18 protein-coding genes are annotated in these 20,725 nt (G+C 66.3%); 7 read left to right on the top strand and 11 right to left on the bottom strand.

The genetic code is table 11. The features are described from left to right. Positions 1 to 61: 61 nt before the first annotated feature. From ABZ293_RS40845 to hflX, 3 genes are all read right to left on the bottom strand, one after another. On the bottom strand, positions 62 to 1,129 hold the full coding sequence (locus tag ABZ293_RS40845) for an alpha/beta hydrolase family protein (RefSeq protein ID WP_355189700.1): 1,068 nt from the start codon (positions 1,127 to 1,129) through the stop codon (positions 62 to 64). 45 nt (positions 1,130 to 1,174) lie between these two features. After that, positions 1,175 to 2,074: a lysophospholipid acyltransferase family protein gene (locus ABZ293_RS40840; RefSeq protein WP_355189699.1), complete on the bottom strand. Its 900-nt coding sequence runs from the start codon at positions 2,072 to 2,074 to the stop codon at positions 1,175 to 1,177. 194 nt (positions 2,075 to 2,268) lie between these two features. Further along, entirely contained in the window at positions 2,269 to 3,735 is a 1,467-nt protein-coding gene (gene hflX / locus ABZ293_RS40835; protein ID WP_355189705.1) for a GTPase HflX, read from the bottom strand. Positions 3,736 to 4,274: 539 nt separating this feature from the next. Between hflX and ABZ293_RS40830 the strand changes: the two genes are divergently transcribed. Further along, positions 4,275 to 5,165: an alpha/beta hydrolase gene (locus ABZ293_RS40830; RefSeq protein ID WP_355189698.1), complete on the top strand. Its 891-nt coding sequence runs from the start codon at positions 4,275 to 4,277 to the stop codon at positions 5,163 to 5,165. 327 nt (positions 5,166 to 5,492) lie between these two features. Here the strand turns inward: ABZ293_RS40830 and dapF are convergent, their stop codons facing one another. Genes dapF through ABZ293_RS40810 form a run of 4 tightly spaced genes read right to left on the bottom strand, consistent with a single transcriptional unit; the run spans position 5,493 to position 9,003 of the window. Then, entirely contained in the window at positions 5,493 to 6,371 is an 879-nt protein-coding gene (gene dapF / locus ABZ293_RS40825) for a diaminopimelate epimerase (RefSeq protein WP_355189704.1), read from the bottom strand. A 27-nt stretch (positions 6,372 to 6,398) separates the two neighbouring features. Continuing rightward, the gene (locus ABZ293_RS40820) at positions 6,399 to 7,232 is read right to left on the bottom strand and encodes a TrmH family RNA methyltransferase (protein ID WP_355189703.1); all 834 of its coding nucleotides are present in this window, start codon (positions 7,230 to 7,232) and stop codon (positions 6,399 to 6,401) included. Positions 7,233 to 7,240: 8 nt separating this feature from the next. Next, the gene (gene miaA / locus ABZ293_RS40815; RefSeq protein ID WP_355189702.1) at positions 7,241 to 8,158 is read right to left on the bottom strand and encodes a tRNA (adenosine(37)-N6)-dimethylallyltransferase MiaA; all 918 of its coding nucleotides are present in this window, start codon (positions 8,156 to 8,158) and stop codon (positions 7,241 to 7,243) included. A 56-nt stretch (positions 8,159 to 8,214) separates the two neighbouring features. Further along, entirely contained in the window at positions 8,215 to 9,003 is a 789-nt protein-coding gene (locus tag ABZ293_RS40810; RefSeq protein WP_355189697.1) for a hypothetical protein, read from the bottom strand. 266 nt (positions 9,004 to 9,269) lie between these two features. On the opposite strand from ABZ293_RS40810, the gene ABZ293_RS40805 reads away from it, so the two are divergent. Then, complete coding sequence (locus ABZ293_RS40805) at positions 9,270 to 10,751, top strand: DUF349 domain-containing protein (RefSeq protein WP_355189696.1); 1,482 nt, start codon at positions 9,270 to 9,272, stop codon at positions 10,749 to 10,751. Between the two features lie 107 nt (positions 10,752 to 10,858). Here the strand turns inward: ABZ293_RS40805 and ABZ293_RS40800 are convergent, their stop codons facing one another. Beyond that, on the bottom strand, positions 10,859 to 11,440 hold the full coding sequence (locus ABZ293_RS40800; protein ID WP_354959133.1) for a hypothetical protein: 582 nt from the start codon (positions 11,438 to 11,440) through the stop codon (positions 10,859 to 10,861). A 472-nt stretch (positions 11,441 to 11,912) separates the two neighbouring features. Continuing rightward, complete coding sequence (miaB, locus tag ABZ293_RS40795) at positions 11,913 to 13,469, bottom strand: tRNA (N6-isopentenyl adenosine(37)-C2)-methylthiotransferase MiaB (protein WP_355189695.1); 1,557 nt, start codon at positions 13,467 to 13,469, stop codon at positions 11,913 to 11,915. 264 nt (positions 13,470 to 13,733) lie between these two features. On the opposite strand from miaB, the gene ABZ293_RS40790 reads away from it, so the two are divergent. The 4 genes from ABZ293_RS40790 to ABZ293_RS40775 all read left to right on the top strand — a co-directional run bounded on the left by ABZ293_RS40790 (position 13,734) and on the right by ABZ293_RS40775 (position 17,023). After that, the gene (locus ABZ293_RS40790; RefSeq protein ID WP_355189701.1) at positions 13,734 to 14,462 is read left to right on the top strand and encodes an amino acid ABC transporter ATP-binding protein; all 729 of its coding nucleotides are present in this window, start codon (positions 13,734 to 13,736) and stop codon (positions 14,460 to 14,462) included. Positions 14,463 to 14,493: 31 nt separating this feature from the next. Further along, positions 14,494 to 15,327 carry a glutamate ABC transporter substrate-binding protein gene (locus ABZ293_RS40785; RefSeq protein WP_354961809.1) on the top strand — a complete coding sequence of 278 codons (834 nt, stop codon included), beginning with the start codon at positions 14,494 to 14,496 and terminating at the stop codon, positions 15,325 to 15,327. Between the two features lie 125 nt (positions 15,328 to 15,452). Then, on the top strand, positions 15,453 to 16,127 hold the full coding sequence (locus ABZ293_RS40780) for an amino acid ABC transporter permease (protein WP_355189694.1): 675 nt from the start codon (positions 15,453 to 15,455) through the stop codon (positions 16,125 to 16,127). Next, on the top strand, positions 16,124 to 17,023 hold the full coding sequence (locus ABZ293_RS40775; RefSeq protein WP_354961811.1) for an amino acid ABC transporter permease: 900 nt from the start codon (positions 16,124 to 16,126) through the stop codon (positions 17,021 to 17,023). Before ABZ293_RS40780 ends, ABZ293_RS40775 begins: the two co-directional genes overlap by 4 nt. 729 nt (positions 17,024 to 17,752) lie before the next feature. Here ABZ293_RS40775 and ABZ293_RS40770 read toward each other — a convergent pair. Then, entirely contained in the window at positions 17,753 to 18,727 is a 975-nt protein-coding gene (locus ABZ293_RS40770) for a LysR family transcriptional regulator (RefSeq protein WP_355189693.1), read from the bottom strand. 96 nt (positions 18,728 to 18,823) lie between these two features. Here ABZ293_RS40770 and ABZ293_RS40765 point away from each other — a divergent pair, with 96 nt between their 5' ends. Next, positions 18,824 to 19,708, top strand: coding sequence for an NAD(P)H-binding protein (locus tag ABZ293_RS40765; protein ID WP_355189692.1), 885 nt, complete (start codon positions 18,824 to 18,826; stop codon positions 19,706 to 19,708). 314 nt (positions 19,709 to 20,022) lie between these two features. Here the strand turns inward: ABZ293_RS40765 and recX are convergent, their stop codons facing one another. Next, positions 20,023 to 20,592, bottom strand: coding sequence for a recombination regulator RecX (gene recX, locus ABZ293_RS40760; protein WP_355189691.1), 570 nt, complete (start codon positions 20,590 to 20,592; stop codon positions 20,023 to 20,025). Positions 20,593 to 20,725 lie beyond the last annotated feature (133 nt).

Here is a 20,725-nt window from a genome sequence, read left to right as displayed (position 1 = left end):
GATGCAGGAAACGCCCCGAGGGCACTCCTGCATCAGCGCATGGTGATCGTTTGTCCAGGGCTCAGGATGGGAGCCCAAGGCCCTGGGCTAGGACTGGCCAGGAGGATTTGAGGGCGTCTTGCCAGTAGCCCCAGGAGTGGGTTCCCGAGGGTTGGAAGTCGTAGGTGGCGGGGATGCCGAGTTGGTTGAGGCGGGTCTGGAGGTTGTGGGAGCAGTAGTTCGTCGCGGCTTCGAGCGCACCGCCGAGGGCGACCTGGTTGGTGAGGCCACCGACGCCGGGGAGGGTATGCGGACCGTTGAGCGTATCCCACTGGCCGGGCATACCGTTGCCGTCGGAGACGAACAGGTTCAGGCCGCGCAGCTGGTCAGCGTGCACGTACGGGTCATTCGCGGCCCACATCGGATCACCTTGCGGCCCATACATATTCACGGAATCACCGCCACCCACTGCGACCACGGAGTTGACCATGTTGTAGCCGACGGGGTCAGAGATCTGCGCGCAACCGCTGTAGGCGGCAACGGATTTGTACAGACCGGGTGCCGCGATCGGTAGTTGCAGCACCGAAGTGCCCGACATCGACAGGCCCGCGATCGCATTGGTGCCGTTCGTGCCGAGGCCGCTGTCGATGAGCGGTGGCAACTCCTGGGTGAGGAAGGTCTTCCACTTGTTGACGCCGAGCTCCGGATCCGGCGCACGCCAGTCGGTGTAGTAGCTCCAGTGGCCGCCGACCGGTGTGATCACATTCACATTCTTGTCGTCGAAGAACTGTGCGGCATCGGTCCGCGCCTGCCAGGTCGCCGAATCCTCTCCGCCACCAGCACCATTGAGCAGATACAGGGTCGGTCGCGGAACCGTGGTGTCGGCGGGACGCTGCACCTGGATCTCGATGTTCTTGTCCATGGCGGCCGAATACACCTGCAGTGTCAGGTTGCGGTTGTCCTCGACCGCAACCTCGGCGACATAGGAACCATCGGACGAGCGCGACGAGGCGAGCAGTTTGCCCGAGGAGATGATCGGATCGCCCGAACCGGCCGCGGATGCGAGAAATCCGCCAGAGGCGGCCGGAAAACCCACCAAAACCGCTGCCGCCCCCACCACTGCCGCCATTCGCACTCTCGTACCAGCCATTCGGCCAAAGTAGGGAGAGTTACTGAAAAATAGCTGAGAGCAGCCTCAGAACAGACTGCGCAGTCGGCCGAAAAAGGTGCGACCCGGATCACGGTCGCGCTCGCTGAACAGGAACCGCAATTCCTCCTCCAGCTCCTTGCGCACCACATCACGCAACTCCACCGCGGCGGCATGCTTATCGACCGCATCCCGCCACGGCGTCGGGTCGATCGGCGCACCGGCGGAGAAGTAGAAGCGCTCGGGGCGTGGAATACCGGTCGGGCCGACACCGCGGATCAGCGGCGGGGTCAGCTCGCGGCTCAGGCCGAGCGCTTCGACGGCCCAGCGCAGTGGGCGCATTACCGGATGGTCGCCGTCGACAACGATGTCATAGGCGTCGTCGACGCCGATCATCGCCACCGGCACGATCGGCGCACCCGCTTCGATCGCCATATGGGCGAAGCCGGAGCGACCCTCCCATTTGAGGACGTACTTTTCGTTCTTGCGGCGCACGGCTTCTCGGCCACCGCCGGGAAAGACGATGACGGCCTCGCCGCGGGCCAACAGCGCGAGGCAGTTGCTGCGATTACCGCGCACCGACCCGAAGTGGTGCAGCAACTGCCGGATGCCGGGCACATTGATGAGCACATTCTCGGCAAGCCCGCGGATCAGCCGCCCGCGACGGCGCAGCACCTCCGGCAGCAACAGCGGTGCATCGATACCGCCCATCAGATTGTGGTTGCCGACCAGCAGTACCGGGCCCTCGGCCGGAATGTTCTCCAGGCCGTAGAACCGCGGACTCGTCCATGCGCGCAGCGGCGCGAGCAGGGCGTCGAGCACCCGCTTATCGGTGTCGGTGAGCGAAACCGATAGTGGCGCACCGTCACTCAGCACGGGCGTGGCGAGCGACGAATCACCGGAGCGCCGATCACCGGAATCGGCGGCACCGGAGTGGTCATGCGACATGGAACCCTCCTGATGTCGATTCGATGACGATAGCGCAACGAATTCGCCTGTGTCGCACCGGATGTGCCAGGGGTGCGCTACCGACCGGCCGGTCCGTGAACGAACTGGGCCGATACCGGTGCGTCGGCCGCCGCCCAGCCGCCACCTTCAGCGGGGTGGCCGACTGCTCGCCGGTCACTGGATGACACCACGGCTCAGTGCGAATGCCCGTTGGTCTCGGCCGGACCCGATCCATTGGTTTGCGCCGAACCACCGGCGTGCGCGTACTGCGACAGTGCCGCGGCCAGTGCATGCGGAACGCGTGCGTGGACCCGGGTGCCGCCCTCCTCGTGCTCGGCGGTGGTGATGCGCCCGTCCGCGTGGATGCGGGCGAGCAGATCGCCGCGGGTGTACGGCAGCAGCACGCTGATCTCCACATCGAGGCCACCGAGCACCTCGGCCAGGCGCTCACGCAGTTCGGTGATACCGGTGCCGCTGTGTGCGGATACATAGGACGCATCGGGCAGCATGGCGCGCAACCGGGTGAGCTCGACCGGGTCGATCGCATCGATCTTGTTGACCACCAACAGTTCCGGCGGCGCTGGCGTACCCGACTGCTTGATCACATCGGTGATCACCTCGCGGACCGCCTTGATCTGTTCGGCGGGCAGCGGATCGGAGCCGTCGACCACGTGCAGCAGCAGATCGGCGCCGGTGACCTCCTCCAGGGTGGACCGGAACGCCTCGACCAACTGGGTCGGCAGATGCCGTACGAAACCGACGGTATCGGTGAAGACGACCTCACGGCCGTCGTCCAACTCGGCGCGGCGAGTGGTCGGATCCAGGGTCGCGAACAGGGCGTCCTGGACCAGCAGGCCCGCGCCGGTCAGCGCGTTCATCAGACTGGACTTACCCGCATTGGTGTAGCCGACGATCGCCACCGACGGGATGCCGCTGGAAGTGCGGCGGGCCCGCTTGGTGTCGCGTGCGGTCTTCATCTCGCGAATCTCGCGGCGCAGCTTGGCCATTCGTTCGCGGATACGACGGCGGTCGGTCTCGATCTTGGTCTCACCGGGACCACGCAGACCGACACCGCCACCGTTGCCACCCGCACGACCACCGGCCTGCCGGGACATGGACTCACCCCAACCGCGCAGTCGAGGCAGCATGTATTCCATCTGGGCGAGCGAGACCTGCGCCTTGCCTTCGCTGGAGGTGGCGTGCTGGGCGAAGATATCCAGGATCAGCGCGGTCCGGTCGATCACCTTGACCTTGACGACCTTCTCCAGCGCGGTCAGCTGTGCCGGTGTCAGTTCACCGTCGCAGATCACCGTATCGGCGCCGCTTTCGAGCACCACCGCACGCAGTTCGTCGGCCTTGCCGGAACCGATGTAGGTGGCCGGGTCCGGCTTGTCGCGGCGCTGGATCAGGCCCTCCAGAACCTCCGAACCCGCGGTCTCGGCCAGCGCGGCCAGTTCGGCCATGCTCGCGTCGGCCTGGGTGGCGGTGCCGGTGGTCCAGACCCCGACCAGCACGACCCGTTCCAGGCGCAGCTGCCGGTACTCGACCTCGGTGATATCGGTGAGCTCGGTGGACAGACCCGCGACTCGGCGTAGCGAGGAGCGCTCGTCGAGCTGCATCTCACCGACCGTGGGATCGGCGGTCCACCCGGACCGCCGCATCCGCGCGGCGTGCTCGGCTACTACGTCGCCGGTGTCTTCCGTCGTGTCCTCGACGGCCTCGTTGTCATCGTCGGCCGGAGTGAATTCATAAGTCTTTGATTTCGTCATACAACATCCATGCTGCCACGCGAGCTCAGGTACGCGCATTCGGTTATCCCTGGACACGGCCGACGCCCGTGGTTCACACCGGTCCAGGCGAGCCGCCAGACGCCCACAATGTCCGCAGTTCGGCTACCAGCGCACCGTGACCCGAAGCGCAGGTCGTAGTCCCCACCGACCTCAGCGCACATCAGAGCGACCCGCACGGCACCACCGGGCCATCCCCAGGTGGGGTCCTGGCATTAGTCGCCGAAAATCGGGCGGATATGGCGTTAACCGCTGTTCAGCTCCTCGACCGCCGCGGCCGAGCACTGGCCTGGGTCGGCGGATTACCACCGGAACCCGAAGTCGGTGCGGCTGTCGATCAACCGCGCCGCCCATTCGACCTAGGGGTGTCAGGGGCCGAGAGGACCCGCCAACCCGATCGTTTGGAGCATCCGATGCACAAGACCGTCGCCGCCATCGCGGCAGCCGCCCTGGCCGTGGGCATTCTGTCCGGCTGCGGCTCCTCCGCGGAGCCGACCACCACCGTGCATCCCGGCCACTACGCTCAGGTCAACGGATTGAACATGTACTACGAAGTGCACGGCGAACCCAATGGTCTGCCGCCACTGGTACTGCTGCATGGTGGGCTCAGCAGCATCGACAGCACGTTCGGCAAGATTCTGCCCGATCTGGCGAAAACCCGACAGGTCATCGCCATCGAGCAGCAGGGGCATGGGCGCACCGCCGATATAGACCGGCCGTTGCGCTACCAGACGATGGCCGATGACACCGTCGCGTTGCTGAACACGCTCGGCATCCGCAAGGCCGACTTCTTCGGCTTCAGCGACGGCGCGACCATCGGCCTCGATATCGGCGTCCGCTACCCGGAGTTGTCTCGCAAGCTGGTGCTGACCTCCGTCGGCTACGACCCGCGCGGGGCACAACCAGGGCTGCACGAAGGGCTTGCACAACTGCAACCACAAGTCTTCGAAGGCACCCCGTTTCTGGCCGAGTACAACCGACTTTCCCCGCGACCCGAGGATTTCCCGAAGGTGGTCGAACGCGTCAAAGATCTCGATGCCCATGCACCGACCTACTCTCCGGAGCAGATCAGGTCCATCCAGTCTCCGGTGCTGATCATCGCCGCCGACAACGACATAATCCGCCCCGAGCACACCATCGAGATGTACCGACTCCTGGGTGGCGGCGTCGAGGGCACCAAGGGCATGCCCGCCGCACGCTTGGCAGTGCTTCCCGCTACCTCACATCTCACCGTATTCGACCAGACACCGCTGTTGCTCCCGATCGTCCTCGACTTCCTGGGCGTATCCGAAGCGGGCCGGTGAGCATTCGTCAGAGCCGATCCTCGTACTCCCGGTGGCGCGGCGACAACGCTCGAGCTCGGCCGGTGGCCGCCCGCCACACCTCGCCCGGTATTCGATCGACATACCGTCCGGATGCGGTATGTCGTCGCTCAGCTCCGCGAGTTGGGCGACCACTGATCTCGGTGGTAACCCGCCCGAGTTGCCCACGATGGTTCGCCAGATGCGGTGTGCGCTGGTCAGGGGTCGCCGCCAATGGCATTGGTCGTCTCCGTTTTCAGCACTGGTTGTGATGTCCGAGCACCGCGGAGCAGACAGGCCGGCGCGGACCGAGGCCACGCGACCAGCGAGCTAGGTGGTCTCCCACCAGCTTTCGGCAATCCGACCGGTTGCCACCAGCACCGACGGCCCACGCAACCATGCCGCGCCCTCGGCCAGGCGGACGGTGACCTCACCGCCGGGTACCCGAACCCGGACCTCACCGCTATCGGTGGCGATGCGGAAACCGTTGGCGGCCAAGGCGGCCGCCGCGGTGGCGACAGTTCCCGTTCCGCAGGAACGGGTTTCGCCGACACCACGTTCATACACGCGCATATCGACCGCGCCGTCGACCAGTCCGGTCACGATCTCGACATTCACGCCGTGCGGGAACAGATCCGGGTCGAATCCGGGGGCGACGCCGAGGTCGAGTTTGGCGAGCGCGTCGGCGGACAGGCTCGCATCGACGCAGGCCAGGTGCGGATTGCCGACATCGATGCCGATACCGGGAAACGCCCAGCCGCCGATGGTGGCGGTTGACGGGCCCAATTCGCGCACCATCCCCATACCGACGGTGACCTCGCCGTTGACCGGCCCGCCGCTGTGCACGGTGACCGGACGGGCTCCGGCCCGACTGCCGACCACGTACTCCGCGCGCGATTCGAGTCCCTGTGCCGCCAGGTAGTGCGCGAAAACCCGCACCCCGTTGCCACACATCTCGGCGATCGAGCCATCGGCATTGCGGTAGTCCATGAACCAGTCGGAGTCGGCGACACCCTCCGGGATCTCGGCGAGCACACCGGCCTCGCGCAGCGCACCGGCGCGCGCCACCCGCAGCACACCGTCCGCGCCAAGGCCGCGCTGGCGATCGCAGAGCGCGGCCACCCGGTCCGCGGTCAGGTCCAGGCGGACCTGCGGATCGGGCAGCACCACGAAATCGTTCTGGGTGCCATGGCCCTTGGTGAACTCGATATCCGACACGTCGCGCATTCTCCCTGCTTATCGTCCTCGAACCAACGTACGGCGCTGCCGTGAAATTTCGTACAGCGCGACCGCGGCGGCCGATGGCGCGCCCAGCGAGCTGGCGGTGCCACCCATCGGGATGTAGACCATATCGTCGCAGGCCTGCTGCCAGGCCGCGCTCATGCCGCTGGTCTCATTGCCGATGACCAGGATGGTCGCCTCGGCGAAGTCGTAGTCGAAGACCGCGTGCGCGCCGTTCTCGTCGGTGCCGACAATGCGGGTCGGGATTCCCCGCTGCACCTGCCGGTCGCGGAATTCGAGTACCTGCGCGGTCCCGGCCGCACGGAATACCGGCATGGCGAACAGCGAACCGGTGGACGCGCGCACCGCCTGCGGATCGTATTGGTCGGCACCGTGGCCGGTGACAATGATGCCGCTGGCGCCGAACGCATCCGCCGAGCGGATGAGCGTACCGAGATTGCCCGGCGAGTTGGGGCGGTCGAAGACGATCACCACCGGTGGTGCCGGGTCACCGGGTTCGCCGGGTTCGAAGGTATCGAGCTCGGGCTGCTTCGATACCGCGACGGCCACCAATTCCGGTATGCCGGTGGATTTCTCGCCCAGTTCGGCCATCAGCTCCGGCACCAGGCCGACCTGCGGCACACCGCTGGTCTCCAGTAGTTCACGCGCCCAGCTCGACAGGTCGGGCGTGCCGAGCCGGTAGAGCATCGTCTCCAGCGGCCAGTCGTTGGCGATCGCCTGGGTGATCGGACGCACGCCCTGCACCAGGAAGCGACCGTCGCGGTGGCGTTTGGTGCGGTTGCTCAGGTACGCCTGCCACACCTGCACCGAGGCATTGCGGGTACTCATACGACGTGTCACTGCGGCGTCCGTTCCTTCTCGAGCAGGGTGAGTGCGGTCACGACCAGATCGGGATCGGCGCCGTCCACCCAGCGCACCCGGGGATCGCGGCGGAACCACGAGCGCTGCCGCCGGACGTAGCGCCGGGTGCCGATCAGGGTGCGTTCCTGTGCGTGGTTCAGGTCGTATTCGTTGTCCAGATACGACAGGACTTGCGCGTAGCCGATCGCCCGGCGCGCCGTGACGCCCTCGCGCAGACCCTGATCGATGAGGCCACGGACCTCGTCGACGAGACCGGCCTCGAACATCCGCGCGGTGCGCAATTCGATGCGCGCGTCGAGTTCGGCCGTCTCCCGGTCGACCCCGATGATCACGGTGCCCCAGCGCGGTCGACCGATGGCGGGCGCCGAGGCCGCGAACGGGCGCCCGGTGAGTTCGACGACCTCGAGCGCGCGCACCATGCGGCGGCCATCGGTGGGCAGAATGGTCGCGGCGGCAGCCGGATCGGCCTGTCGCAGTGCCTCGTGCACCGCGCCGAGGCCGCGCTCGGCCAGCAGTTGCTCCCAGCGCGCGCGGACCGTGGGGTCGGTAGCCGGAAACTCCCAATCATCGAGCAGCGCTTGGACATACATCATCGACCCACCCACGATGATCGGGATGCGCCCGCGGGCCATGATCTCGCGCACGTCCACGCTGGCAGCGGCCTGGTAGGCGGCGACGGTCGCGGTTTCGGTCACGTCGAGGACATCGAGTTGGTGGTGCGGGATGTCGCGGCGTTCGGCCGGAAGGAGTTTCGCGGTGCCGACATCCATGCCGCGGTAGAGCTGCATGGCGTCGATATTCACGATTTCGCCGCCGAGCTGCTCGGCGAGATCGAGACCGAGATCGGATTTGCCGGTGGCGGTAGGACCGACGACGGCGATCGGAGTTATCACGTTGCCGGACGACGGGTTCCCCGGCGCCGAGCCCGTCGAATACGAATCCGAATCGATCACGAACCACCTCCCGATACGCTCGGCCGCCAGACGCTCACCTGGTACCCGACGCCGAACGGGGCATCGCTGTACAGGGTTTCGACGAAGGGGGCTTTCGGATCCGCGGCGAACAGTCCCGCGAGCACCTGATAGGCCGCGCGCCCGGATAGTGCCAGTTCGGCGCACAGTGCCGGATCCAAGGCGAGCAGTCCCGCGGTATCACCTTCTGCCAGGGCCCGGTCCAGCTCGCGCTGCACGTCGGCGGCGCGCTCGTCGAGATAGCCGGGCGCCTTGACTGTGAGGGTCGCGGCGCCGTCGGCGATCACCAGGACACCGGCCGGTTCGGGCGAGCCGTCCAGGGCGCTGCGCAGGTCCGCGCCGATCCGGGCACACCGATCGGCGGGGGTATCCGCGGCGACCAGCGTCGTCGAGGCCACCGCATCGGGTGCGATCTGTCCACGCAACCACCCGGCGATCAGGGCGGGTAGCGGCAGCTGCGGATCCGCTGTGTCGGGACTGTGCCGGGCCCGCGCAAGCGCATCGTCGGAGAGTGCGACCCGGACGTCCGCACCGAAACCGCGGAAGGTACCCACCGCGTCCTGGCCGACGACCTGCGCGGCTTCGCCCACACCGATGACCGTCCAGTGCCGAGTTACCTCGGCCAATGCGCCGACCGCGGTGAGTGCGGCCGCGCGCAGCACGGCTGGCGCGTCATCGGGACCGGCCCCTGCCGCGTGCGCGAGACCGCCGCAGAGCTCGGGCACCAGGATCGGCGGCGACGGGACCAAGGCCGCAATGGAGAACACGCCGTAAACCGTAGTCGTTGGCCGAATGAGCGATCCACACCGCCGCTGTCGCCCTCCGTAACGCCCGGCTTCGAGTGTCTCTGCCGCAAACTTGGCCGAGATTGATAGTGTTCAAGGTGCTACAACCCAGGTCATCACGGGTTGATTTCCCTGGGAATCATCAGTCGGAGGGTATTGATCGATGGTTTACAGGGCTCGGACCGGGTTCAATGGAGTGAGCTAGGGCGTAACCAGGCAGCCGTGACGCGCGGCAGGGACGAGGAGCAATGAATCAAGCATCGCGCAGCGATTCAGTGAGGGGTGGTGGCCGGGAGACGGGTGGGCGCGACAGCAACGGAACGGCGAAAGCGAACCCAGGCAGCACGCCGCGCCCCTCGGATGCCCCGAAGACCGCCGCGCCTAAACCTTCCGCCACCCCGAAACCGTCCGCGGCCCCCAAACCAGGCGGGTCGACGGCACATCCGAAGCCGCATGCGATCAAACCGGCGCCGGGTCCGGCCGCACAACATCCGCATCCGGTCGTTGTCCCGACCGTCAGCGATCCCAGCGTCTGGGGCCGCGTCGACGACGACGGCACCGCCTGGGTGAAGACCGCCGACGGCGAGCGCATCGTCGGGTCGTGGCAGGCCGGTGACGCCGCCGAGGGGCTCGCGCACTTCGGCCGCCGGTTCGATGATCTGGCCACCGAGGTGGCGCTGCTCGAGGCCCGGCTGGCCGCTGGCGCGGATGCCCGCAAGACCAAGGCCGCCGCGGTCACCATCGCCGAATCGCTACCCACCGTGGCCGTTATCGGCGATATCGACGGGCTGGCGCAACGACTGCAGGCCATTGCCGAGCACTCCGAAGAGGCGGCGGCACACGCCAAGGAGGAGAAGGAAAAGGCCAGGCACGAGCACACCGAGCGCAAGGAAGCGCTGTGTGCCGAGGCCGAGAGGATCGCCACCGAATCCACCCAGTGGAAGGCCGCTGGCGATCGGCTGCGCGAAATCCTCGACGAGTGGAAGTCGATCCGCGGGGTGGACCGCAAGGTCGACGACGCGCTATGGAAGCGCTACTCCAAGGCACGCGAGGCATTCAACCGGCGCCGTGGCGCGCACTTCGCCGAACTCGATCGCGAACGCGCGGCCGCGAAGACGCGCAAGGAAGAGCTCTGCGTCCGCGCCGAGGAGCTGTCCGACTCCACCGATTGGGGTGGTACAGCCGGTGTGTTCCGTGACCTGCTGGCCGAGTGGAAGGCCGCGGGGCGGGCGCCGCGCGAGGCCGACGAGGCGCTGTGGCGGCGGTTCAAGAGCGCCCAGGATGTGTTCTTCGCGGCGCGCAATGCCGCGGTCTCCGAACGCGACGCCGAATTCGAGCACAATGCGGCCGCTAAGGAAGAGCTGCTGCACGCCTACGAGCACATCGATCCGGCCAATGGCCTGGACTCGGCCCGCGCCGCACTGCGCGAACTCCAGGACAAGTGGGATGCGATCGGCAAGGTGCCGCGCGAGCGCATCCAGGAGTTGGAAGGCAAGCTGCGCGTCATCGAAAAGCGGGTCCGCGACGCGGTGGACGCCCAGTGGCGGCGCACTGATCCGGAGGCAATGGCGCGGGCAGCGCAGTTCCGCGAGCGGGTGGCACAGTTCGAGGAGCAGGCCGCAAAGGCAACCGCCGCCGGAAACAAGCGGGATGCCGAGAAGGCGCTGGAGCAGGCCAAGCAGTGGCGCGAATGGGCCGAGGCCGCGGAGGGTGCCGTCAGCAATCGCTGATGGTCAGCGGCGGTCAATGCGCTGAGCGTGCACTCTGCGCCGAATCCGGCGATCCATGCCGGATTCTGGCGAAAGTGCACGCTCAGTGCGTTTCAGCGGGCGGAGGTTCAGGAATCGCCGATGCGGCGCCGGCGATCGCGTTCCTCGGCGGCGGCCGCCGCGATGCGGCGCTGTTCTTCCGCGGCGAGTTGCAGTGCGGTACGGCTCCAGACGACGCGGATCCAGTGGAATGTCAGGACGATGATCGCGATGGCGCCGAGAATCAGCCCGACGCCGGGGCCCGCACCGTGATAGTTGCCGAGGCCGGGGGTCTGGCGGTGCCAGATGGCGAAGACACCGAAGACGCTGCCGATGGCCGATCCGGCGACGGCGATCCACGCGAGCACCCAGCGGCGGGTCATCAAGGCGAGCAGCGAGAAGCCGATGCCGAACAGGACTGCGAACCAGACAAAGATCCGCGACGGCAGACCGATGTGCTCCGCACGGGCGGCATCGGTGCCGAGCAGCACATCGAAACCGCGGGCACCCCCGGCATGCGGCAGCACCAACGACAGCAGCAGCAGGAATACCGCCCCAGCAACCACCAGCGCGCGCACGCCCGGATCGATCTCCCCGGCAATGCGCCGCTCGACGGCGTCGAGTTCGTCCTTGAACTGCTCGAAGTCGTTGCTGCTGTCGACCGAGTTCACTGAGCCCTCGTTTCCTTCGGCTGATTCGTGGTCCGCTGCCTTACCCGCACCCACTGTGCCATCAGTGCTCTCAGCGGCCTCAGCCGACCCACTACGTCCGGTAGTACTTTCCTCATTGTCGCCCGAGCTGGACGTCGGATTGCCCGCGACGCCGCCCTCATCCGGGGTCGAGGAACCGCCGTCGGGTACGCGACCGGACGCCGGATCCGTGCCCTCGACCGCGTGATCGGCTTGGGCACCATCCGAATTCGATGCGGACGAACCAGCCCCCGGTTCACCGTATTCGCGGTCGGGCGCGGCGTCCGCTCCCCTGGCACCGCGCGCCGTGTCGTCGTCACCCGGCCGGATGCTCACGAATCCACCTCACTACCGCTCGATCGCGTGCACGGGTTCAGCGAACGTTTCGTCAGCGCGGTCGACACCGCCGCGCTCGCCCTGGCCGCGGTGACAACCGCACCAATGGCTCGCACGATCATGCGTCGCAACCGGTTGAGCAGCCAACGGCGGCCGGTTCCGGTGCGGGGGCGCCGATGCGGGGCAGGCCGAGGCCGACACCGATGGGTTCGGTCTTCGGGGTGATGCCGCGTTCGTGGGCGTCACCCGCACGGGTGCGGCGGTGCGACTTGATGGCCGAATCGGCGATCAGGTGGTGCGGGGCCGCGTCGGTGATATCGACGGTGATGATGTCGCCCGGACGGATCCGCTCGGCGGTGCCTTCGGGGCGGAAGTGCACGAGCCTGCCGTCGCGGGCGCGGCCGCTCATCCTGGCGGTCGCGGCATTCTTCTTGCCAGCGCCCTCGGCCACGAGCAGTTCCACCTCGGTGCCGATCAACGCACGGTTCGCATCGAGGGAGATCTCCTCCTGCAGCGCGATCAGCCGGTCGTAGCGTTCCTGGACCACGGCCTTGGGCAGCTGGTCGGGCATATCCGCGGCCGGCGTGCCGGGACGCTTGGAGTACTGGAAGGTGTAGGCGCTGGTGAACCGCGCCTGCCGGACCACATCCAGGGTCTCCTGGAAGTCCTCCTCGGTTTCGCCCGGGAAGCCGACAATGATGTCGGTGGTGATCGCGGCATGCGGCATCGCGGCCCGCACCTTCTCGATAATGCCCAGGTAGCGCGCCTTGCGGTAGGAGCGGCGCATCGCCTTGAGCACCCGATCCGAACCGGACTGCAGCGGCATGTGCAGCTGCGGGCAGACATTGAGGGTCTCGGCCATCGCCTCGATCACGTCATCGGTGAACTCAGCCGGATGCGGCGAAGTGAAACGCACCCGCTCCAGGCCGTCGATCCGTCCGGCGGCGCGCAGCAGTTTGGCGAATGCGCCGCGATCGCGGGCCTCATCGGGATCGGCGAAGGAGGCGCCGTAGGAATTCACGTTCTGACCGAGCAGCGTGACTTCCAGCACGCCCTGGTCGACCAGCGCCTGCACCTCGGCGAGCACATCACCGGGACGGCGGTCGACCTCCTTGCCGCGCAGTGACGGCACGATGCAGAACGTGCAGGTGTTGTTGCAACCCACCGAGATCGAAACCCAGCCAGCGTAGGCGGATTCACGCTTGGCGGGCAGGCTCGACGGGAACGCCTCCAGCGATTCCAGGATCTCCACCTGCGCCTCGGCATTGTGCCGGGCCCGCTCCAGCAGCACCGGCAGCGAACCGATGTTGTGCGTACCGAACACCACATCCACCCACGGCGCCTTGCGCACGACGGTGTCGCGGTCCTTCTGTGCCAAGCAGCCGCCGACGGCGATCTGCATGCCGGGCCGGTCGGCCTTGATGGGCGCGAGGTGGCCGAGGGTGCCGTAGAGCTTGTTGTCGGCGTTCTCGCGCACCGCACAGGTATTGAAGACGACGAGGTCGGCCGTCGCGCCGGGCGCGGCCTTCACATAACCCGCATCCTCGAGTAGGCCGGATAAGCGTTCGGAATCGTGCACGTTCATCTGGCAACCGAAGGTGCGGACCTCGTAACTGCGGGTGCCGTCCTGGGCCGAAGGTGCGGGAGACAACACTGCCTGTCCGATCGAATCCACCCATCCAGGGTACGGGGGTGGGCAATGTGGGTTTTCAGCGCATCGGCGCAGGCTCCGGGCCCCGACCGAGTCGCATCGGATGGGTTACGGCCCTGTGTCGGACCGGCGTGTCGCGACGGTGTGTCGCAGAAACCGGGGCAAATCGCCGTTTTCCGCTTAAGGTCTTGGACCATGACCGACGAAGCCGCCGTGCCCGACACAATCGGGTTGGCCAAAACCGGGGCAACTAGTTCTGATGAGGGCAGTACCGCCACGGGCGCACCGATGATTTCGATGCGCAATGTGGACAAGCATTTCGGTGAACTGCATGTTCTGCGCGATATCAACCTCGAAGTCCCCAAGGGGCAGGTCGTCATTGTTCTCGGTCCCTCGGGATCTGGGAAGTCGACGCTGTGCCGCACCATCAACCGCCTCGAGCCCATCGACTCCGGCGATATCGCCATTGACGGCGTACCGCTGCCCGCCGAGGGCCGATCACTCGCCGCACTGCGCGCCGACGTCGGGATGGTGTTCCAATCGTTCAACCTCTTCGCTCATAAGACGATCGTGGAGAACGTGATGCTTGCGCCGCTGAAGGTGCGCAAGGTCACGAAGGACGACGCCCGCAAGCGCGCGATGGAACTGCTCGAGCGCGTCGGCATCGCCAACCAGGCCGACAAGTATCCGGCGCAGCTGTCCGGCGGCCAGCAGCAGCGGGTGGCGATCGCCCGGGCGCTGGCGATGAGCCCGAAGGTGATGCTGTTCGACGAGCCCACCTCGGCATTGGACCCGGAGATGGTCAACGAGGTGCTCGACGTCATGGTGTCGCTGGCCAAGGAGGGGATGACGATGCTGGTCGTCACCCACGAGATGGGCTTCGCGCGCAAGGCGGGCAACCGCGTGCTGTTCATGGCGGACGGGTTGATCGTCGAGGACGACACACCCGAGGTGTTCTTCACCGCGCCGAAGTCCGACCGCGCCAAGGATTTCCTCGGCAAGATCCTGAGCCACTGAACCGAGTAAACACCAGAGGGAGAAGGAACCGATGAGGATCAACCGTGCGCTTCGACTCGGCATCGGGGCGGTAGCCCTGACGCTGGCCGCCAGCACCGCCGCCTGTGGGGGCGGCGGCGATAAGTCCGCACTGGACCACGCCAAGGACGGCAAGCTCACCGTCGGCATCAAATTCGATCAGCCGGGCCTCGGCCTGCGCAATAAGGACGGCTCCTACAGCGGCTTCGATGTCGAGGTCGCCAAGTACGTGGCCGGCAAGCTCGGCGTGAAGCCGGAGAACATCACGTTCAAGGAGTCGCCCTCCGGTCAGCGCGAGACGCTGATCGAAAACGGTCAGGTCGACTACATCGTCGCCACCTACTCGATCAACGACAAGCGCAAGGAGAAGGTCGACTTCGCCGGACCGTATTACGTCGCGGGCCAGTCGCTGCTGGTGAAGGCCGACAACAACAGCATCAACGGCCCCAATGATCTGAAGGGGAAGAAGGTCTGCTCGGTGAAGGGCTCCACCCCGGCCCAGAACATCGAGAAGAACTACCCGGACACCCAGTTGCAGACCAACGACACCTACTCGCTGTGCCTCGAGGGCCTGCAGGCCGGTTCGTACGACGCGGTGACCACCGACGACATCATCCTGGCCGGTTACGCCGCGCAGAGCGCGGGCACGTTCAAGGTCGTCGGCAAGCCGTTCACCACGGAGAACTACGGCATCGGCCTGAAGAAGGGCGATAAGGAACTGCGCGACAAGGTCAACGACGCGATCGAGGCGATGATCGCGGACGGTTCCTGGAAGAAGGCGTTCGACTCCACGGTCGGTGTCTCCGGCTACCAGGCGCCGACGCCGCCGACGGTGAACCGGTACTGAGTTCCTGATCGGGTGGTCCGCACCGGGCCACCCGATCTCTTCGCTACGAGCACCCCTGTACATAGCGCGCGGAAGGACGATCTCCGGCCGCCGCACATCTATCCGATCGGAGGGACGCGCCCACCGTGTTCGACCTGATCTCGAGGTATGACGTCCTCGGCGCCTTCTGGGTGACCATCAAATTGACCGCGGCGTCGGCGGTCCTCGCCCTGATCCTGGGCACATTCGTCGCCGCCATGCGCGTCTCTCCGGTGCCGGTCGCCCGCCTTCTCGGCACCGCCTACGTCACCATCTTCCGCAATACCCCGCTGACGCTGATCATCGTGTTCTGCTCGCTGGGCCTCTACTCCACGATGGGTTGGAAGCTCGCACCCGAGGGCCCGAACTCGCTGGCGCAGAACAACTTCCGCTACGCAGTACTCGGACTCAGCATCTACACCGCGGCATTTGTCTGCGAATCGCTGCGCGCGGGCATCAATACCGTGCCGATGGGCCAGTCCGAGGCGGGCCGCTCACTGGGCTTCACCTTCCTGCAGAATCTGCGGATCGTGGTGCTGCCCCAGGCATTCCGTTCGGTCATTGCCCCGCTGGGCAGTGTGTTGATCGCACTGACCAAGAATTCGACCATCGCCTCGGCCATCGGCGTGGCCGAGGCCGCGACCCTGATGGCCAAGATGAACGAGAACGAGGCCGCGCTGATCACCATCGGCTTCATCTTCGCCCTGGGCTTCGTAATCCTGACCCTGCCGACCGGCCTGCTGTTCGGCTGGCTGGCCAAGCGATTCGAGGTGGCCCGATGAGTTCTGGAGCTTCGGTCCTTTTCGACGCGCCGGGACCACGCGCGCGCCTGCGGAACCAGATCTATTCCGTCATCGCGATTGTCGCGGTACTGGCACTCGGCTGGGTGTTCTACCGCGGCTTCGCCGATAAGGGGCAGTTCACCGCGGAGAAGTGGAAGCCGTTCCTCGAGGCGGACGTCTGGAAGACCTATCTGCTGCCCGGTCTGCGCGGCACCCTCGTGGCCGCGCTGCTGTCGATCGTGTTCGCCCTGGTGATCGGCATGATCTTCGGCATCCTGCGGCTCTCGGACCACCGGCTGGTGCGCTGGGTGGCGGGCGCGATCGTCGAGGTGGCCCGGGCCATCCCGGTGCTGATCCTGATGATCTTCCTGTTCTACGTCTTCTCCGATTACCAGGTATTCAAGGTCGATCAGCTCGCACTATGGGCCGTGGTGATCGCGCTGACGATCTACAACGGCTCGGTCATCGCCGAAATCGTGCGCGCTGGTATCAAATCGCTGCCCAAGGGGCAGACCGAGGCCGCGGTGGCCCTCGGTCTGCGCAAGGGCCAGCTGATGCGACTGATCCTGCTGCCGCAGGCGATCACCGCGATGCTGCCCGCATTGATCTCACAGATGGTTGTCGCACTGAAGGATTCGGCCCTCGGCTACCAGATCACCTACCTCGAGATCGTCCGTCAGGGCTCCCAACTCGGCGCCGCCGAACGCAATACGGTGCCCGCACTGATGATCGTCGCAGTAGTAATGATTCTGCTGAACAGCACCCTGACCGTCGTGGCCAACAAACTCGAGCAGCGCCTCCGCTCCCGCAAACGCAAGAGAGGAGGCACGGTCGTCGCCGCCGACTCGGTCCTGACCGACGCCACCCCCGGAATGGATATCACTCAGAAGTCCTGAGCCCAGCCGACTGTTCGGCTCGAAGACTCCTCGCCTTGGTCGCCGATCGCGGGATCTCCCGCCTCGGCGACCGGTGCGGGTCATCTGCATGTCACCGGTAGCCGCGCGGAACCAGGACCGTCCGTCGATGGTGTGCACACGACCTCCTGTCGGGGACGGGCTCGGCGGACGTGGAACACGTCAGCCGCAGCGGAATCGGCCGCATAGCTGGCCGCCGCGACCGATGGGCACCGACAAGAAGCCAGCGCATGCTGGCCGAACTGAGGGTGCAGTCGCGGTCCGGCGAACAGATGGGTGGTCCCGACCGTTGTGCGCTGGTCAGAACGAGGTCACGATGCCTCGGAGCCCTTCCCCGTCGAGCATGCGGCGTGAAAGGCCAAAGGCGAATGTGACGCGACGGATTCGGGCAAGTACTCGGCTGCCGTAACGGGAGGGCTGACACAGACCCGGGCAGCTTATGACCGCCGAACTCGGGGCAGTATCGCGGTGGAAGAGTGGATGATCCGCACCGGTCATGGCGGTCAGGGCAAGGTCACCACGGCCTGGAGGCCTTCGGCCTCAGGAAAGCGGCGTTGGACACGAAAAGTCTCGACCGCCCTGGCCGGATCCGGGCGAACAGTTGACTGCCGTAACGGAAGCGGCCCGGACAGCAACAACGCATGCTCGCCGAACCGATGCCGCAGTCGCGGTCGCGGCGAACGGGTGGGTGGTCCCGACCATGTGCCCTTGTCAGGACGAGGTCACGACGCCTTGGAGCCCTTCCGCGTCGAGAAGGCTGGGGGTAGAAGGTTCTTCTGTCGTGGCGGATTCGGGTGGGTAGGTGGCTGCTGCGACGGTGGTGGCGGCGCGGACGAAGGCGGCAACGGCAGGTGAGTGGCAGGTTTGTGGCCAGGCCAGGGCGAGGGTGGTCGGCTGGAGGTCGGTGACGGGACGGTAGGCGATATCAGGGCGGGGGTGGCGGCGGGCCACCGAGGCTGGCGGGAACCAGATGATGCTGCCCAGTTCGATCAGATGGAAGATCTGTGCCAGGTCCAGGTTTGTCCGGCGGGCGACCGGGTTCCGGCCGTGGGATCCGCTGTGAGCATTGGGGATCAGGCCGTCCTGGTCGGCGGGTGAGCCGTCGGGCAACATTCTGCCGGTGAGGTCGGCCAAGCACAGGGTTGCGCGGGCGGCCAAGGGATCGGATGCCGCCAATGCAACCACGCGCGGCTCGGTCAGCAGGGGTTCGACGTCCAGGTCGCGGTCGTCGAACGGGGTGGGCAGCAGTGCGATATCCGCTCGGCCCTGGCGCAGGGCCGGGACCTGCTGACCCCGACCGCCCAACATCACCTCGACCGGAATCGCCGCTTCCGCACGCTGGTATGTCTCGAGGATCTGCAGCAGGAGCCCGCCGTCGTAATCGGTTTTGAGCGCGAGCCGCAACCCGGGCGTGGGCTGCCCAACGTGCCGGGCTCGCTGCGCAGCGGCGGCGACCGCGTCGAGTGCGGTCGGGGCATCGCGGAGCAAAACCTCACCGGCCGCGGTGAGCACAACCTGCCGGGTGGTGCGCTCGAACAACTGAACACCCAACTGGCGTTCCAGCTCCCGAATCGCGCGGGACAGCGGCGGCTGCGCCATCCCCAGGCGCTCGGCGGCGCGCCCGAAATGCAATTCCTCCGCGACGGCCACGAAGTATCGGAGTTGGCGAACCTCCAGATCACTCATATCCCCACGGTATCAACGGATATCGGATCGGTCCTTCAGGTTCGGTGTCGTGCCGAGTTGACTGGCCAATGCCAAATCACACGAACAGAGGTCGTCATGATCGTTGTCACCACCCCAACCGGCACCATCGGCCACCAGGTCCTCCAGCGTCTGTTCGACAGCGACGCAGCGGTCCGCGTCATCGCACGCGATCCCGCACGCCTGCCCGCAGACATCCGCGAGCGCGTCGACATCGTGCAGGGCTCACACGGGGATATCGATGTGGTCACCAAGGCATTCGCCGATGCCGACGCCGTGTTCTGGCTCCTTCCCCCGAACCTTCGCGCCACGAGCCTCGATGCCGCCTTTCTCGACTTCACCCGGCCCGCGTGTGCGGCATTCACGAGCCAGGACGTGCAGCGAGTGGTCGGAGTCTCGGCCGTCGGGCGCGGGTCGGCGGTAGCCGCACACGCCGGACTGGTCACGGCATCGCTGGCCATGGACGATCTGATCGCAAGCACCGGCGTGAGCTACCGAGCGCTGACCATGCCCTCGTTCATGGACAATATGCTCGGCCAAGTCGAGACCATCAAAAGCCAGGGCACATTCTTCTGGCCAGTCGCCCCCGATCACAAACGCCCAACCTGCGCAACCCGCGATATCGCCACTGTCGCCGCCGAACTGCTACTCGATGATTCCTGGACGGGACAGGACAGCGTCCCCATCCTCGGCCCCGAGGACCTCTCCGGAAACGACATGGCACAGATCATGTCCGAAGTACTCGGCCGCCCGATCCGTTTCCAGCAGATCCCCGGCACCACCTTCAAGACCAGACTCCTCGAATCCGGTATGTCCGAAGTAATGGCCCAGGGCATGCTCGACATGCTCGAAGCCAAGAACAACGGCCTCGACAACGCCGAACCCCGCACCCCCCAATCCACCACCCCCACCACCTTCCGCCAATGGTGCGAAGAATCCCTCACCCCCGCCTTCCAAAACTGACCCCACCCACACTCCCCCAGTGGGTGGCAACTTCGGCGTGCACCACAGTGCAGGCTGCGGATTGGCGACGGCCGCAACAGGCGAGCGCCAATGACGGCGGATCACCTTGTCGCAGTCAGGTTTACGGCCACCAGTGCGATCCACTGGATCACACTCATCCGGAGTTCGCCACGAACACCCTCGTAGCGCAGAGTCTTGGACCAGTGATCACCATGCGCTGGTGCAGGTAAACATCGAGAGCACACCTGCACCAGCGCATTCTCGCTGACTATATGGGCGCTGTGGAACGGGACCAGGTCAGGCGTGGTGGGCGCTCAGTCGGGGGCTGGGGCGTCGAATTGGGCTTGGGCGAGTTCGGCTTTTACTACGGTGAAGGCGGTGGATTGAGGGTAGCCGCGGCGGGCGAGCATGCCTACGAGGCGGCGGATTGTTTTGTCGCGGTCCAGGTTCGGGGGCATGGTGCGTAGTTTGCGGCGGACCAGTTCGGCGGCGCGTTCTTCCTCGTCGTCGGCGGTGATGGCGGCGAGGGCGGGAGCGGCGTCGGATTGGGATATGCCCTTGCGGCGGAGTTCTTGGGCCAGGGCTTGTTTGCCTTTGCCGGAGAAGGTGTGGCGGGAGTGGACCCATTGTTCGGCGAAGGCGGCATCGTCGATCAGGCCGACCTCGGTGAAGCGGTCGAGGGCTCGTTCGGTGATATCGGGAGTGAAACCCTTGGCTGCTAAGCGCTGAGCTAGTTCGGCACGGCTGCGGGCGCGGACGGCGAGCAGACGAAGACACGCCTCCTTCGCCTGCTCGACCGTCCCGCCTTGGAGGGTGCGCTCCGGACGTGACCGGGTTACACCGGTATCCGTCGAGGGCGCATCCTCCTCGGATCCGGCCGCCACCGGATCCGCCCATCGGCCTTCGGAACTTTGAAAGTCAGCCGACTGGGAGTCGTTGCCTCAGTGTCACCGTGCGCCGCTGCGCAGGTCGAACGAATTTCCGGGACCACTCAGCGGCGACGAATCGACCGCCGAC

Origin of the sequence: Nocardia sp. NPDC005998, from assembly GCF_040614395.1 — a bacterium.
In the GTDB taxonomy this organism is placed as follows: Bacteria; Actinomycetota; Actinomycetes; order Mycobacteriales; family Mycobacteriaceae; genus Nocardia.
Note: the sequence above shows the minus strand (reverse complement) of the source record. Positions and strands in the feature narration are given on the sequence as shown.